14 protein-coding genes and 1 pseudogene are annotated in these 15,827 nt (G+C 35.0%); all 15 read right to left on the bottom strand.

The window, feature by feature from the left end; translation table 11 throughout:
* Nucleotides 1-13 precede the first annotated feature (13 nt).
* The 15 genes and pseudogenes from LE180_RS01260 to LE180_RS01190 all read right to left on the bottom strand — a co-directional run bounded on the left by LE180_RS01260 (nucleotide 14) and on the right by LE180_RS01190 (nucleotide 15,534).
* Nucleotides 14-1,276 (bottom strand): S41 family peptidase, encoded by a 1,263-nt coding sequence (locus LE180_RS01260; RefSeq protein WP_374133681.1) that lies wholly within the window; start codon nucleotides 1,274-1,276, stop codon nucleotides 14-16.
* Between the two features lie 11 nt (nucleotides 1,277-1,287).
* A complete protein-coding gene (locus tag LE180_RS01255; protein WP_374133680.1) occupies nucleotides 1,288-2,409 on the bottom strand; it encodes a murein hydrolase activator EnvC in 1,122 nt (373 codons plus the stop codon).
* 1 nt (nucleotide 2,410) lies between these two features.
* Entirely contained in the window at nucleotides 2,411-3,139 is a 729-nt protein-coding gene (locus LE180_RS01250) for a hypothetical protein (protein WP_374133679.1), read from the bottom strand.
* Nucleotides 3,140-3,385: 246 nt separating this feature from the next.
* Nucleotides 3,386-3,733: pseudogene (locus tag LE180_RS01245) on the bottom strand (glucuronate isomerase).
* A 106-nt stretch (nucleotides 3,734-3,839) separates the two neighbouring features.
* Complete coding sequence (locus LE180_RS01240; protein ID WP_374133678.1) at nucleotides 3,840-4,673, bottom strand: SDR family oxidoreductase; 834 nt, start codon at nucleotides 4,671-4,673, stop codon at nucleotides 3,840-3,842.
* Between the two features lie 283 nt (nucleotides 4,674-4,956).
* Complete coding sequence (locus LE180_RS01235) at nucleotides 4,957-5,982, bottom strand: PfkB family carbohydrate kinase (protein ID WP_374133677.1); 1,026 nt, start codon at nucleotides 5,980-5,982, stop codon at nucleotides 4,957-4,959.
* A gap of 29 nt (nucleotides 5,983-6,011) precedes the next feature.
* The gene (gene eda, locus LE180_RS01230) at nucleotides 6,012-6,977 is read right to left on the bottom strand and encodes a bifunctional 4-hydroxy-2-oxoglutarate aldolase/2-dehydro-3-deoxy-phosphogluconate aldolase (RefSeq protein WP_374133676.1); all 966 of its coding nucleotides are present in this window, start codon (nucleotides 6,975-6,977) and stop codon (nucleotides 6,012-6,014) included.
* A 35-nt stretch (nucleotides 6,978-7,012) separates the two neighbouring features.
* Entirely contained in the window at nucleotides 7,013-8,083 is a 1,071-nt protein-coding gene (uxuA, locus tag LE180_RS01225; RefSeq protein WP_374133675.1) for a mannonate dehydratase, read from the bottom strand.
* Between the two features lie 87 nt (nucleotides 8,084-8,170).
* On the bottom strand, nucleotides 8,171-9,187 hold the full coding sequence (locus tag LE180_RS01220) for an alcohol dehydrogenase catalytic domain-containing protein (protein WP_374133674.1): 1,017 nt from the start codon (nucleotides 9,185-9,187) through the stop codon (nucleotides 8,171-8,173).
* A gap of 74 nt (nucleotides 9,188-9,261) precedes the next feature.
* Nucleotides 9,262-10,539, bottom strand: a complete 1,278-nt coding sequence (locus tag LE180_RS01215; protein WP_374133673.1) for an MFS transporter — start codon at nucleotides 10,537-10,539, stop codon at nucleotides 9,262-9,264.
* A 186-nt stretch (nucleotides 10,540-10,725) separates the two neighbouring features.
* The gene (gene scpB, locus LE180_RS01210) at nucleotides 10,726-11,391 is read right to left on the bottom strand and encodes an SMC-Scp complex subunit ScpB (RefSeq protein WP_374133672.1); all 666 of its coding nucleotides are present in this window, start codon (nucleotides 11,389-11,391) and stop codon (nucleotides 10,726-10,728) included.
* Nucleotides 11,392-11,594: 203 nt separating this feature from the next.
* Complete coding sequence (locus LE180_RS01205; protein WP_374133671.1) at nucleotides 11,595-11,810, bottom strand: hypothetical protein; 216 nt, start codon at nucleotides 11,808-11,810, stop codon at nucleotides 11,595-11,597.
* Between the two features lie 187 nt (nucleotides 11,811-11,997).
* Entirely contained in the window at nucleotides 11,998-13,680 is a 1,683-nt protein-coding gene (locus tag LE180_RS01200) for a diphosphate--fructose-6-phosphate 1-phosphotransferase (protein WP_374133670.1), read from the bottom strand.
* A 4-nt stretch (nucleotides 13,681-13,684) separates the two neighbouring features.
* Nucleotides 13,685-14,617: a glycosyltransferase family 9 protein gene (locus LE180_RS01195; protein ID WP_374133669.1), complete on the bottom strand. Its 933-nt coding sequence runs from the start codon at nucleotides 14,615-14,617 to the stop codon at nucleotides 13,685-13,687.
* Nucleotides 14,605-15,534: a glycosyltransferase family 9 protein gene (locus LE180_RS01190; RefSeq protein ID WP_374133668.1), complete on the bottom strand. Its 930-nt coding sequence runs from the start codon at nucleotides 15,532-15,534 to the stop codon at nucleotides 14,605-14,607. Before LE180_RS01190 ends, LE180_RS01195 begins: the two co-directional genes overlap by 13 nt.
* Nucleotides 15,535-15,827 lie beyond the last annotated feature (293 nt).

Below are 15,827 nucleotides of genomic sequence, written 5' to 3'. Positions count from 1 at the left end.
ACATCTCTCCTGACTATTTATTAGCCAAAGTTGTTGAAGATGCTATATCCTCAACAATTTTATTTTCTTTTATAATTTCTATAGCCTTATTTAAAACATTATCTTCAACTTTATTTGCATTAAAGCTCTTGCCTCTTGCAAAAATCACATCTCCTTGCGCATAAAGTTTAATTTCTTCTTCCATCGTAACTTTAATCTCTATATCAGGCGTTATGCCATTTTTCACATTTTTCTCATTTGAATAATCTATAGGACATCCAGAAGGGAGATAATATTTCGCAACTGTCAGTTTCAAAGCTGTACCATCAGGCAAAGATAGAACAGTCTGAACGCTACCCTTCCCAAATGTATTATTTCCTATAATTAAGGCTCTTTTATAATACTGCATCGCTCCGGAGAATATTTCCGAGGCTGAAGCGGTCCCTCTGTTCACAAGTACAACAAGCGGTACCTCGAAAAATACACCGTTCCCTGCTGTAATATATTCTCTCTTAACTTCCTCTATTCTTCCCTCTGTAGAAAGAACAAGTTTCTTATCATGAATAAACATGCTGATTATATCTATAGCGGAGTCCAACAAGCCCCCCGGATTATTTCTTAAATCCAAAATTAGAGCTTTCATTCCCTGCTGTTGGTAATTTGCTAGCGCTTTTTTAATATCAGCAACGCTTTGTAGATTAAATTCAGTAAGCCTTATATAAACTATACCATCTTCAATCATAATAGTTTTTACGGTCTCAATTTTTATCTTCTTCCTTTTAAGATTAAATTCTATCTCCTTCGCAACGCCATCCCTTGAAACTGTGATTTCAACTTTTTTCCTAGTTTTATCATTCATCAAACCAATAGCTTCGCCGCTTGACATAGTTATGGCAGACCTATTGTTAATTTTTACGATTTTGTCACCAGGAAGGATTCCAGCTCTGTACGCCGGAGTATCAGATATAGGAGACACGACCGTTAGAAAACCATTTTTAACAGTGATGTGAAGCCCTACGCTACCATCATGAGATACCTCTGTTTCATTTTTCATTTCTTTATATACTTTGTTTTCCAGATACTGAGAAAACGGATCCAAAGCAGATACAACGCCTTTGATAGCGCCCACGACTAAATCTTTAGGTTTTGTTTCAGAAACATAGTTTGTATTTATAACTTCCATGACATCTATAAGGACTTTCAGTTTATCGTACGTTTCATCTCCAGAGGCAAGTCCGCCTGTGCAAAAACTTAAACACATCGACAAAACGCAGATAAACTTCTTACTAAATTTCATTATTATCTCCACTATATTAACCATAAATGAGGGTTATCAGGAATATTATTTTGTCTTATTTCAAAATACAAAACACTGTGTTTGCCTGATCCAAGAAGGGCAATGACAGTATTTTTTAATACTTGTTGATCCTCTTTAACAAATATCTTATCCAAAAGTCCGTAAACAGAAAAAGTTGAATTCTTGTGATCTATTATAACAATTTTACCGTAAGAACGAAACTCTCCGGTAAAAACAACTATGCCCGAATCAATACTTTTTACCCGGCTAAAATCGGCAGCTTTTATTTTGATTCCGTTACTTATAACATAAGTATTTAGCTCTAGGTGCTTGGTTTTCCCGAAATTAACAATTATTTTGCCATCTACAGGCCAAAGAAGCGATTTTTTTCTTTTAACTATCGACTTTTGAGACCATCGAACTACTGTTGCTTGTTTCCTCTTGTTTATAGCGTTAATTTTATTTATTAACAACTGCATAGCTTTTGCGCTATCATTTAAAACTCTTATTTCTTGCTCCGCGACAAGTCTCCTACCAGAAGTTGTGTTTAAAAGCTTGTTTTTTTCTTTTAACATATCTCTATGACGAGCAATAAGCTTATTTTCATTTTCTTGTAAATTTAAAAGATCTTTTTTTGATTTTTCCCATTTTTTTATCTCCATTGCGGAAACTGTCGCTGTTTTTTTTGCCTGATCAAAGTTGTTTTTTTTATGTTCTAAAGATTTTTGTCTTATCTTATACTCCAAAGGATTTTGACTATATGAAACGGAAAAAGTCATCTTATTAAAACGTTTTATCTCATCGAGTATAATTTTATTCCAATTGGAACTCTTAGAAAAAGCATCATTGTATATTCTTGAAGATTTGTCGAGATTTTGTTGCGCGATTTTTATATCTGAAGAACATTTCTCAAGTTTCTTTTCCGTTAACTCTATGTTTTTATTTAAAACTTCAAGCTCTTTCTTAAAAATTCTTTCTTGAAGGATGAACTTTTCTTTTTCTTGTTCTTTTTCCTTTATTGTTTTCTTCACTTTCAAGAGCTGTTTTGATTTTGACTGCGCATCATCATAATGTCCAAATGCTGAGACAAAAGAATATATCATTAAGATAATTAAGATAAATATTTTTTTCATATTAGGATACATTATCTAAAATAATCCCAATCATCGCAGTAAAAAGCACTACCAATAAAATTGTCTTGTCACCGATACATAAAGAATACTGAGTATATAAACAAATCGCCCACGCTACAAGAAAACCAAATCCTGAAGCCATTAATGATGAAAAAATATTTTTAAAAAGAATTTTACATCTTGACTCTTCCGACATGACATAGGATATACATTTAAAAATTAACAAAACGCAAATAGCGGTTGCAAAAATGAAAAACAATTTCTGATAAAATAATATTAAATTTTTAATATCAACATACTGTTTAAATAATGATAAATCAAAAACTATCTCATCGACATTCTCAATAGCCCCTAAACTGCTTCTCATTTCCAAAAGAAAATTTTCATCAGGAGTTGAGTTCGGCGCGAGTACAGCATATGCTTGTATTGCTTTTGCGTCATCATGTACAGAAATATTTTTTAAAAACGGATTTTTTTCAATAGCCTTTAGATAAGCCGCGGATGCATCCACATATTCTTTTACGGATACAAGGTTTGACATTTCAAGTTGTGATTTTATCGTCGCATCTTCTTTTTCATTATTATTAAAAAACACTATCACGTCAAGATTTTTCGATAGCGACAAAGCATAATCTTCAAGTTGGCAATAATGGTTTACAATCAAAATAAAAAAAGCGCAACAAAATGCAACACCGCAAAATTTTACAACCTCAGACATTGTTTTCGCCATAAATCTTCCGTTTCCGTATTATAGTCAACTAACTTTCATATTGGCACATTGCGTTAGCTCAAAAATAGCGCGCTGCGTCGTTGGACTTCCTAGCAAGAGGAATGAGCTGTTGCTTTGTCAGTCCGCCTCGCATTGCATCTATTTTTGGGCTAACCCTACTGGCTACGTCCTTTTCGGTAAATTTTGCCTGTTTTATTTAGTCAATATCATCTGTAGTACAAATCAACACAACACCGGATTGTTTTATCATACCTCATGCAGACATAGATTCTCTTGTAGTTTTTTGTTGCATAATGTCCGTGCTTCTTCCGCGGTTTCGTCATTTAAAATTCCCTCGTAACCAAAATATTTTCTAAGCTCAAGGCGACTCCAATGATAAAGAGGATTTCCTATTGCTCTTTCAAGAGTTTCCGCCTACTATTGAAATTTTTATCTATCCGCGCCATTGCCGGTAATATATTTTTCTTCTACGCCGTTAGTGCGCATTTGACAACATTTACAATGATCTCCTCCAAACCAACACTGACCTATATTTTCAAACTATCTATCTTGCGCAATTTCTTCAGAACTAATATGACAATGATAATCTAAGATAGGTTTTTTGTTAGCACATTTATGGAAAAGCTCTTTTGTATTGTTTTCGTTGAAAGTAAAAAATCTTTATCGAGAAAATTTTTCATAATTTCCCTCTAGTTTTGTTTTAAACGCCTGAATATGCCTGAAATCCTCCATCTACGGCAATAATACTGCCAGTAACAAAACCAGATGCTTCTTCATCGCAAAGCCATGAAAGCGTGCCAAATAAATCATCTACCTTCCCAAAACGTCTCATGGGCGTATGACTAATAATTTTGTGCGATCTTTCTGTAAGAGAACCATCAGAATTTGTTAAAAGTGTTTTATTTTGATTAGTTAGAAAAAATCCGGGCGCGATAGCATTTACACGTAACCCATGTTCCGCAAAATGTACTGCCAACCATTTTGTGAAATTATCAATCGCCGCTTTCGACGCGCTATAACCAAGCACTTTGGTCATTGGACATTGCGCCGCCATACTTGAAAAATTTATAATTACAGCGCCTTTTACGTCAAGCATACGTTTTGCAAAAATTTGTGTAACGAGAAATGTTCCTAGAAAATTCACAGAGAAAACTTTTTCTACCTCATTCGAATCAAGGCTAAAAAAAGAACGAACTTTTGGATTATTCAAGTCATTGGGAATAAAAGTTTCATTTGTGGTATTAGCATTAGGCATATTGCCACCTGCGCCATTTATAAGGATATGATACTGCCCAAAATCTTTATATATCTGCTCTTCTGTCTTGATAAGACTTCTCTTATCAAGAACATCGCAACCATAGGCTTTTGCTATATTACCAGCAGTTATAATTTCATCCGCAGTGCTTTGCGCATGTTTAAGTTCTCTACTTAAAACAGCTATTCTAACGCCTTTTGAAGCCAATTCTTTTGCATAAGCGCTAAGTAACACGCCACCGGCTCCAGTTATGACAGCCACTTTTTTATTCCATTCCATACTAAACACCTCACTTTTTTTACATATTGATACAAATGTAATTTATATTTCTAGCACCACTCATTGACCAAACAAAACACGCGAAGAGCATTTTACAGCGAGAGGCAAGTCCTCGCTTACCCAACCCATAATCCTAACCTTTCCCCACAAGTTTGAAATAAAGGAAGAGGCGGGAATAACTGATTGTGACAACAATTAATAAATATATATATCTTTACACGCGTTTGTCACTGCCTCATTGGCATTTTGCTCAATCTATGTATGCTAAATAAAACAAAAATTATTATCTCTGCACTCGACCGGAGGCATCTCCGCCAGCAAGTTTTTTAACCTCGTCAACTGAAACTTGATTATAATCGCCCTCAATACTATGCTTCAAACAGCTGGCAGCAACCGCAAATTCTATCGTTTCCTGACCCTGATATTCGTTTATCAAAGAATATATCAGTCCGGCGCAAAAAGAATCGCCTCCACCTACGCGATCAACAATATGTACCATATACTCTCTACTGAAGAAAAAATCCTTACCATCATAAAGCATAGCCGCCCATCGATTATCGTTAGCAGAGAGAGAACTTCTAAGCGTTATTGCCACTTTTGAGAAACCAAATCTTTTCTTTAATTCCTGCGCTACTTCTTTGTAACTATCATAATTGACTTTGCCAGCAGATACGTCCGTATGCTTTGCTTTTATATTAAAAACATCGCTTGCATCTTCTTCATTTGCTATACAGACATCTACATATTTGCAAAGTTCTCCCATAATTTTGCCAGCTTTCTCTTTAGTCCATAGTTTATTCCGATAATTCAAATCGCAACTAATAGTGATTTTTTTTTCTTTGGCAATTTTGCAGGCCTCAATACATATTTGCGCTATATCATCACTTAGAGCAGGCGTAATACCTGTGAAATGAAACCATTGCGCATCTTCAAAAATTTTATCCCAATTAAAATCTTCTTTTGAAGCCGTAGCCATAGAAGAGGCTCTTCTATCATAAATAACTTTAGAGGGACGTTGACTTGCGCCTTTTTCCAAAAAATATATGCCAACACGTTCTCCGTCGCGCATTATAAAAGAAGTATCAACACCGTATTTCTTTAAAGAATTTATTCCCGCCTGTCCTATTTCATGTTTTGGCATTTTGCTTACAAAAATTGTTTTAAGTCCGAAATTTGCTAAAGAAACGGCAACGTTAGCTTCTCCTCCTCCATAAGTGGCGCCATAATTGTCGGTTTGTACAAAACGATAATATCCTTCAGGCGCAAGTCTAAGCATTAGCTCCCCAAACGCTATTACTTTCTTCGACATTTTCCAACCTCCTCGTACATTATTGCACATTATTTTTTTCCAACCAAATGAACAGCAAAATTTCCTATTTCTTCTCTCAAATATATAATGCGTAAATTCCCATCTTCATCGTATGACGCAGTTTTATCATCAAATATAACACCCTCTTGCTGTAAATGATACACTGCACGCGTTACATTATTTGTGCGTATAGCGATGTGTCCATTTTTACCAAAAAACTGTTTTTTCATAACCTCTATACCGGACCCTGCAAAAAAAGATCCGGAAAATTCTTTCTTTGTAAAACCAAATACAGTTTCAAACCGTTTTGACGTTTCACTTGCAGAAATAGCATCCAACATATTAATACCTATGTGTTGCACTTCAAAGCCCAGCATAGCAAATAAAGCTTCTTTACTTAATTTTGTAATAGTTTCATAGTCGCCATTTTTAATCAATTCTTTATTAACCATCCAGCTACCGCCACAAGCGATTACTTTGTTGAATGAAAGGTACGTATTCAAATTTTTTATATCAATCCCACCCGTTGGCATAAATTTTATGTTTGCATACGGCATCGCCATAGCTTTAATCATATTAATACCACCGGCAGCTTCTGCAGGAAAAAACTTGACAATCTCAAGTTTAGACTCCATGGCAATTTCTACATCGCTTGGGGTTGCGCAGCCCGGAATTATTGTAATGCCCTTATTAAGACAATGCCTTACAATTTTAGGATTTAGTCCTGGGCTAACTATAAATTTAGCTCCCGCTGCAACTGCTTTATCAACTTGTTCCACAGTTAAAACTGTACCCGCCCCGATAAGCATTTCAGGCATTTCTTTACAAATAATCTTTATTGATTCTTCTGCCGCCATAGTCCTAAATGTTATTTCCGCACACCTTATACCGCCAGCATAAAGCGCTTTTGCAAGAGGCAAAGCCTGTTGAGGATTGTCAAGCACAACAACCGGCACTATCCCTATCTTCGAAATTTCTATTAATAAATTATTCATTGCTCCCTCCCATCATAAAACTCATAATGCCGATTTTATTTATCCAGCATATCCCAAATGCCAAGTAAATACATAATTCCTAATGCTCTGTCGTAAAGACCATATCCCGGACGCAGTCCTGAACGAGATTCCTCATTCCAAATATGTCTGCCATGATCCGGACGAATGTAATATTTAAACCCTATATCGTGAAATGTACGTACAATTTCCACAATGTCCAAAGAACCATCGCAAGCGCGATGGGAACTTTCTATGAAATCGCCGTTATCAAAACGCTTTACATTTCTGATATGGGCAAAAAATATTTTATCTTTAAATGTTTTAATCATATCAATAATATCGTTTTTGTCAGATGAGCCCAGCGAACCAGTACACAAAGTAACGCCATTTGACGAACTGCCGATAAGATTCAAATATCTTCGCATATTTTCTTTGGAAGTTATGAGCCTCGGAAGTCCGAAAATACTCCACGGCGGATCGTCAGGATGTATTGCCATTTTTATCCCGCTTTCCTCAGCAACGGGTATAATTTCTTGTAAAAAATATTTTGCGTTCTCAAAAAGGTTATCTATGGTAAAACCTTCATAAGCTTTAAATAGTTCTCTTATTTTAGATAATCTTTCCTTTTCCCAGCCGGGCATTGATATCAATCCTTTTTGCTTTGACATAGTATCAAGAAATTCATAAGGGTTAAGGGAATCTATTTTTGATTTTTCATAAAAAAGCGCTGTTGAGCCATCGGGAAGAGCTTTATATAAGTCCGTTCTTGTCCAATCAAAAACCGGCATAAAGTTATAACACACAACTTTTACGCCGGCTTTGCCAAGATTTCTAAGAGTATTTTTGTAATTTTCTATATATTTTTTACGAGACGGAAGTCCAAGCTTTATGTCTTCGTGTACATTAACGCTTTCAACCACTTCATTATTAAAACCTGCGTTGAAAAGATAATCTTTTACTTGGTTAATTCTATCCATTTCCCAATATTCGCCTGCCGGTACATCATGTAGCGCCCATACTATTCCTTTAACTCCGGGTATTTGTTTAACAAAACTTAAAGGAATTGTATCAAGTTTTTCTCCATACCACCGAAATGTAATTTGCATACAAACATTCCTCCTGATAAGAAAATTGTAAAAGTTATCTTTTTTAATACAATATGGCCAACCAACTTTATATATACGACGCGCTCACTACTCAAATGACAAAACAATTTTTTTTATCGTTTTATCACCGCTATCTATCATTTTAAAAGCGTCTATGGCCTTGTCAAAATCAAAAATATGCGATAATTGCCCCTCTATTATTATTTTCCCGTTTTTATATGCCTCTATCACCTCCTCAAATTTATTATTTTGTAGTCTCGAACCGCGCACATCAAGTTCTTTTGCTGTGATTTTAAATTGGGCTAACGGAGAAAGTTCAGTTAAAAATGTCATAGCGATTACTCTTCCTGCGTTGGAAGTTATATCAATAAGCAACGGTAGCGAATTTACAAAGCCCGCTGCATCAATAGAAACACTCGGACCATATTTTGTATATTTTTTAAGTTTTTCTACCAAATTCTCCTTGAGCGAATTTATAACGGTTTTAACGCCCAGCACTTTTGCTTCTTCCAAACGCTCTTCAACAACGTCCGACACTATAAGATTTGCTCCTGTCAGCAAAACAGCTTTTATTAAACTTTTGCCAAGCGCGCCTGCTCCAAGAATAAAGACTGTATCGTTAGCTGTAATCTGCGCTCGACAACAAGCTTGAAAAGCTATGCTCATTGGCTCAATCATTACGGCATCCAGAAAAGGAAGATTTTTGGGCAAAATGTGCATTGCACTTTGATCTGCCGTAACGTACTCTCTGTAGCCTCCGTCAACATGCACACCGCGCACTTTTAAATTGAAACAAACGTTTGGTCTGTTTATACTGCACGGATAGCATTCTCCACAACTTATTATTTGATCAACAATGACATGATCACCTATTTTAACTTTTGTAACTTTTTCGCCAATTTCCTCTATCTCTCCAACAATTTCATGTCCCATAACTCTTGGATATGTAGCAACCGGAGAAGTACCATGGTAAATATGCACGTCAGAACCGCAAATACCGGCAGCTTTTATTTTTACTAAAACTTCAGTATCTGTCGAGATTTTTGGTTTCTCAACATCTTGCATTACAAGTTCTTTTGACCTCATCGTTAATAATTGCTTCATCGTTACCTCCAAAAACATAAATTCAACATTACAATCATATTGCATCAATATAAGGTTAGCCAACTATACCTAAGCTAAGCATACTTGTTGATTTCTGTCTTATCACAGCTAGTTTTGACTTTATTTATAAATAAAAACGCACCAATAGCTCCCGTTAATCCAGTGATGCCTGCCAAGACAAAACTACTCGTAAAACTACCCGTAAACTTTACGACAAAGCCTGTTATCACAGGCGCGAGTAGTCCTCCACAATTTCCAAATCCGTGCATAATACCACCCACAGAACCGATATTGTCAGTATCTACAACATCATTGATTACTCCCCAATAAACACCACCGGTAAGATACGAAGAAAATGCCGACATCGATATCAGACAAATAACCATTGCGCTGCTATCAACAAATGCTACTAGAAAAATTGATATGGCAGCGACCAACAATCCAAATCCTATTACTATTTTTCTTGCAATAAGAGGATGTCCAATTTTTCTCATAATAAAATCTGAAATTGTTCCTCCAATAGCAAGCCCTATAAATCCAACTGTCCAAGGCACTGCAGTAATTAAACTTGCATCCTTAAAAGAAAAATTTCTCGCCGTCATCAAATAATACGGTAACCAATTTAAAATGAGAAATATTATATAATTATAAGAAAAAAAAGCAACGGCGGATGCAACGATAGCTTTTTGTTTCAAGTAAAATGATATTTTTGGTTTTTGCTGAAGTTTAGCTGAAGAGATAATTTTTTGTTTTGCTTTTGCAGAATCTCCATTTTCAGTTTTAGTTAATTTTTTGTTGTCAAAATATTTCCACCACAAAAATGACCAAATCAAGCCTATTACCATAATGAAAATAAACGATAATTTCCAATTGTATTTAATCGCTATGAAACCAACTATAGGTCCCGCTATAGCCGCACCTAAAGGAGTTCCACTTGCGACAATTCCCATAACAGATGCTTTTTTGTCTGGCGGATACAACGAGGCTATAGCCTTATTAGTTGTTGTTGACAAAGGACCTTCTGCCATTCCAAACACTATACGTATTATAATTAAACTTATAAATCCTACAGCTATTGTGACTGCCCCGCTAAAAAGCGACCAACCAATTACTGCAGCTAACAAAACGTGTTTTGGTCCGAACTTATCGGTCAAAATACCGCCAAGAACATTAAAAAGAACGTACCCACATGAAAAACAACCCATAACTATTCCTAGTTGTCCCGGGTCAAAACTGAATTCGTTCGCGATGTAAACTCCAGACACTGAGAAAGCTGTTCTGTCCAAGTAATTGAGCACTCCGCACAAGAAAAGCATAATTGTAATAAAAGTTCTTTTTGTTAATAATGACATTGTTACCTCCCTACAAGAATAAATTCTAAATTTAACTGCTCTGTTCTTTTTTCCATTCCACCAACTTCCCCGGTATTATAATCCATTTATTTAAAAATAGATACTAGAATGTGAAATAATTGCAAAGCTTGTGTTTCTTATATTTCTGATAAAAACACATATTGTATATACTTTCTTTTTCTTATGTTACTCTGTAATTTCTGTACTGTCTATGTTCTCAACAACCATCGGGAAAGCAGCTGTTTCTTCATTTGCATTTTCAGATATGCTGCTAGAGGAACCAAACGATAACTCTAGTTCAGACGCATTGTCGATCTGTTGAACTTCTTTTGGCATATCCCCTACAAGAGGAAGTTCACTTAAATGGGCAAGACCAAAATGTTTTAAAAAATCCTGCGTCGTACCATAAAACAAAGGTCTTCCAAGAGCTTCTTTTCTGCCAACTATTTTGATTAATTTTCTTTCGAGAAGAGTGTCTATAACTCCGGAAGATTCAACGCCTCTTATATCATCTATTTCGGCTCTTGTGATAGGCTGTTTGTAGGCGATCATTGCCAATGTTTCAAGAGCAGACTGCGATAATTTCAAAACAGTTTTTTCTTTTAGAAGTTTTTTTATCCACGGAGAATACTCGGATTTTGTTGCAAAAGTCCAACCTTCCGCGATAAATTTAATTTCATAAGGCTTATCCAAACTTGTATATTCATCTTTGAGATCATTTAAGATATTTTCTATGTTGGATATATCCGAATAATCAGACTTGACCAAATCCTTTAACTCTTTCAAGCTAAGAGGTCTTTCAGAAACAAAAAGCAAAGCTTCTAAAATTTTTTTAACTTCAGATATTTCCATCAATACCCCTCATAACCGGCACAAGAACACGATGCTTGACTTAATTCATAATCTTCATTATCTGATTTTACAACTCTTAAGATTTCCATACTTACCCCCTACAAAGTTTATACATACTAGGCGCAAAGTATCTTCCTGCACAAATATTCTCCGTTATCTATTGCCTCCTTTACCTCTTTTGATAACATTATTGTAGCACTTAATTAAAAGTAATTGCAGGCAACCGTATCGATCGGATACACATGCAACATTCTATTAAACTCTTCTTGCCCACCCACTAACATCTCATTATTATTTACGAACTCTTCTCTCAATGTCATGTTATATCTTTCTATGTATCCGTTTATCTTTGGACATCTTGGATAGCTAAATAATTGTTGTATTTCCTCTTCCTTTAGTATTTTACTAAATTTTTTCATATTCTCATGCCCATTGTCGTTTTGCCACTTCCTTATTTTGTAGGGATATACCCTCTTAAACTCTTCATAAAATCTACCATATTCTTACTGTATTTGCACTCTTCTTCCCTGCTTCTCTTCCTATCACATTTTACTTTGACTTTATCGCTTTTGTGTTTTAATCTATACATAACATAGAGATATTGTATCACCTCTTTGAATGTTCGTACCTAAGCGTTCTTGTAATCATTTCCGTAATATTTGCAGGACCAAAGTACTGTATAGGTCCGGGGGAAACATAGTTTTCATTAATGGCCCATTCATCTCTCTTTTTAAGAAATTCTTTAAACGGGTTGCCATTTAAATCAATTAAAGCTTTTTGTATTACAGGTTTTTCTTTTCCGTATCTTTTTTCTATATTCATCATCATAGTAAGAGGAATACCTCCACATTCCCACTGTTTCGGATGTTTGACAAGATTTCTTACGTACGACATATATCCCGTAAAACCATTAAGAATAAGAATAGCCGCATTATAACCTAAAGCATAAGTATAATTTGCATCGAAATTCGACGGAATTCCACAACGTCCTTCATATCCAAAGAAGTGTGTAATAGTAGAAAACTTTCCTTTATACTTCTCTTCTTTTTTAAGCTCTGCAAGTCTCTTACGTATCATTTCAATTAAAAGTTCTTCTGTTTCAATCAACGATACTGCAACATTACCATGAGGATCTCTGTCTAATATAAGTTGTGAAGCAATTCCGGATGGTAAACCCGCCATTAAATCTGAAAGCTTTTTTGGGAGCTTTCCGCAAACAAAATCTCTTTTATCTTCCGTTGAAGACAGCTGTATAACAGTATCAGCATTTTCTGCCAAAACATCATTGATAGCTGAAATAAGTTCTTTCATTTCAGGTATAAATTCTATAACACCTTCAGGTATCAAAATAATACCGAAATTCTTGCCAACCTTAGAACGCTTTACTACAACCTCAACGATGCTTTCAACAACTTTTGTCAAAGTCATTTTTTTTGCTAAAATTTCCTCGCCAATTAAAACAATATTCGGCTGAGTTTTAAAGCCGACTTCTAATGCGATGTGAGAAGCGCTCCTACCCATAAGACGAACAAAATGCCAATACTTTCTCGACGAATTTGCGTCACTACAAATATTTCCTACAAGCTCAGAATAAATTTTTGTTGCCGTATCAAAACCGAATGAAATCTCCACGTATTGATTTTTCAAATCGCCATCAATAGTTTTTGGAATACCAATAACACACTTGTCTATATTTTCTTGTTTTAAATATTCCGCTATCATTGCAGCATTCGTATTGGAATCATCACCACCTACAACCACCAAGGCATCCACATGACATATTGCAAGATTATCTTTTGTTGAACAAAACTGTTCATATGCTTCAATCTTTGTTCTGCCGGACTGTATATAGTCAAATCCTCCGGTATTTCTGTATTCATCAAGAACTTTTTCATTAATTTCTTTATACTTATTTTCTAGAATTCCCAAAGGACCTCCAAGATATCCAATCAATGTGTTTTTCTTATTTGCTTTTTTTAATCCGTCAAAAAGCCCGGCAATAACATTATGACCTCCCGGTGCTTGACCACCAGAAAGAACAATTGCAACTTTTATAGGTTTCTTTTTCTTTACTGAAAGATTTGAGCCATTCTTAAACGTAACTATGGGCAGACCGTAAGTGTTTTTAAAAAACTTCTTTACGTTACTTTGATCTGCTACAGATTGAGTTGGTTTTCCTTTAACTGGACTGACACAAGCCACTCCGCCTTTTAATACTTCAGGTAGTATGGGTTTAAATTTTGTCCTCACAACTTGAACTTCTGAAATGTTAGATAATTTCTGACCCATGTTTTTATCCTTTGCTCATTTTTTGTATAACTCTTGCAACAATATCCTCAGGATAGACTCGCGAAATACTATCCTTCTTTATTATGACATGATTTTCCAAGGGCATAGGACCTACCTGACCTGGATCTGTATAACCAAACACAGCTATACATTTTGTTCCCAAAGCCGCGGCCAAATGCATAGCACCTGAATCTATTCCAATAAATAAATTAGATTTTTTCAAAAAAGCAGCGCTGTCTAAAATACCTTTTTCTGCTGTAAATAACGCAGGTTTTATTCTACATTTTTCGGCAATCTTACTCAAAGTTTCTTTTTCCCATTCCGCTCCTGAAAGAACACAATCAAATCCTTTTTCAAATAAAATATTTATTACTTCAATCCATTTACTTTCATCTAAACATTTATCACGTCTTTTTTTACTTGCCCCTACTGAAACTGCTATTGTTTTTGCTACATTAAGATGGTTACTCTCAAACCAGTTTTGAACATTGCTCAAATTTTCTTTTGGAAGATTTAAAATATTTGCATAATCAGATTCTATCGTTTTAAGCCCAACTTTTAATCCAAGCGCTCTATTATTGGACAATGACGGTACACCCAATCTTTGCGCTTTTTCTGTGAGTAAAAAACTTAAAGATGCCGTATTAAAACCAATCCTTTCTTTAACGCCTGATAAAAAAGCCGTAATCAACGAATTTGGTGATTCTGAAAAAAGAACCGCTTTATCGAAATTTTCTTTTTTTATAATTTTTACTGATAAATCATTTTTAGGTATAATGCCATCAACAAGTCCTGCAGAGACTAAAAGAGGACTTAAATTGGAATTAACAACAGAATATATTTTAGAATTTAGTTCTTGTTTTGCAGCTTTAAGCACAGGGAGAGAAAACAGCAAATCTCCAAGCTGATTCATATGAAAAAAAACTATTTTATCCATTTCTGTATCTCTGCGAAAACGTTTTCAGATTTAATATTGTTTATCCTATCACGATTTTTTTCGTTCACAAAAAGCGAAAACTGACCTATATAAGGCGATGTTTCATTAATATCTGAAGCACCAAAAATAAAAACAGATGGTGTTTGTAAAATTGACGACAAGTGCATAGACCCAGTATCTGCACCTACGGCAACTTTACTCTTCAACAAAATTCCGGCAAGATCTTCTATATTTGTTTTACCGCACAAATCTACAATTCTATCAGAGCGTATTTTACCAAAATCGCCTTTTAACCCCAAAACAATAATTTGTATATTAATGTATTTATTTTTTACTAAATCTATCAATTTACAATAATTATCAACGCCCCAATCTTTCCCATCGCCTCTAGCAAAAGGAAGAAGCGTAAGAAAATCTCCAAAAACTTTATTGTCTTTTAAAATACTTTCAGCATTTGACTCTATTTTTATATTTACTTCAGGATTAAACAACTGTCCCGTCAAAAAACGAACAGGTTCCAAATTACGAAGAGTAGCATTGATATTTGCTTTTTTAGGATATACTTCTTTAATCAGAAAACTACTAAACTCTTTCATTCCGGGAACACCAATTTTAGTTTTTGCGGTTGCAAATCTCGTAAGAACAGCGCTTCGCAAAAGTCCCTGTAGATCTATGATTATATCATACTTTGTTTTTCTAACTTCTTTTAAAATTTCAAAAAAACCTTTTAAGCCTCTTTTTCTGTTCCAACTTATAATCTTGTCGACGTCAAGACAAATTTTGAGCAAAGATTCCCAACCATTAAAAACAACCCAGCTTATCTCGCATTTAGGGTACGCTTGTTTCAAAGCATTTGCGCATGGCAAAGCTTGAACAATATCTCCAAAAGAACTGGGTTTTATTATTAAAATTTTCATATTTATCTATATGCCGTTTGTCGTCATCGCGAGACGATGAAATCGTCGAAGCAATCCAAAATTTCTATAAAATATCCTCATATACTCTTTATAAGGCTTGAGGTAACACCGGTATATAATGCTTCGTCTCTTTTGTTGAGCTGGCTTGCTTCGTTCATTTCATCAACCCACTGAAAAGAGTGGTATAAGAAATCCTTGAAAAAAGGTATAATTAAGTGAGCATATAAGCTTTATCAAGGTAATACTGCTTACAACAATTGTTAATAATGACTAGTAGCTTACGCATAACAGCG

It is taken from the genome of Candidatus Endomicrobiellum pyrsonymphae, from assembly GCF_020328025.1.
In the GTDB taxonomy this organism is placed as follows: domain Bacteria; phylum Elusimicrobiota; class Endomicrobiia; order Endomicrobiales; family Endomicrobiaceae; genus Endomicrobiellum; species Endomicrobiellum pyrsonymphae.
The sequence above is the reverse complement of the archived record's forward strand: the minus strand, read 5'-3'. Positions and strand labels throughout refer to the sequence as shown.

Coding starts and splice junctions, on each gene's coding strand:
- LE180_RS01260 (WP_374133681.1), bottom strand. CDS start 1,276: ATGAAATTTAGTAAGAAGTTTATCTGCGTTTTGTCGATGTGTTTAAGT.
- LE180_RS01255 (WP_374133680.1), bottom strand. CDS start 2,409: ATGAAAAAAATATTTATCTTAATTATCTTAATGATATATTCTTTTGTC.
- LE180_RS01250 (WP_374133679.1), bottom strand. CDS start 3,139: ATGGCGAAAACAATGTCTGAGGTTGTAAAATTTTGCGGTGTTGCATTT.
- LE180_RS01240 (WP_374133678.1), bottom strand. CDS start 4,673: ATGGAATGGAATAAAAAAGTGGCTGTCATAACTGGAGCCGGTGGCGTG.
- LE180_RS01235 (WP_374133677.1), bottom strand. CDS start 5,982: ATGTCGAAGAAAGTAATAGCGTTTGGGGAGCTAATGCTTAGACTTGCG.
- eda (WP_374133676.1), bottom strand. CDS start 6,977: ATGAATAATTTATTAATAGAAATTTCGAAGATAGGGATAGTGCCGGTT.
- uxuA (WP_374133675.1), bottom strand. CDS start 8,083: ATGCAAATTACATTTCGGTGGTATGGAGAAAAACTTGATACAATTCCT.
- LE180_RS01220 (WP_374133674.1), bottom strand. CDS start 9,187: ATGAAGCAATTATTAACGATGAGGTCAAAAGAACTTGTAATGCAAGAT.
- LE180_RS01215 (WP_374133673.1), bottom strand. CDS start 10,539: ATGTCATTATTAACAAAAAGAACTTTTATTACAATTATGCTTTTCTTG.
- scpB (WP_374133672.1), bottom strand. CDS start 11,391: ATGGAAATATCTGAAGTTAAAAAAATTTTAGAAGCTTTGCTTTTTGTT.
- LE180_RS01205 (WP_374133671.1), bottom strand. CDS start 11,810: ATGAAAAAATTTAGTAAAATACTAAAGGAAGAGGAAATACAACAATTA.
- LE180_RS01200 (WP_374133670.1), bottom strand. CDS start 13,680: ATGGGTCAGAAATTATCTAACATTTCAGAAGTTCAAGTTGTGAGGACA.
- LE180_RS01195 (WP_374133669.1), bottom strand. CDS start 14,617: ATGGATAAAATAGTTTTTTTTCATATGAATCAGCTTGGAGATTTGCTG.
- LE180_RS01190 (WP_374133668.1), bottom strand. CDS start 15,534: ATGAAAATTTTAATAATAAAACCCAGTTCTTTTGGAGATATTGTTCAA.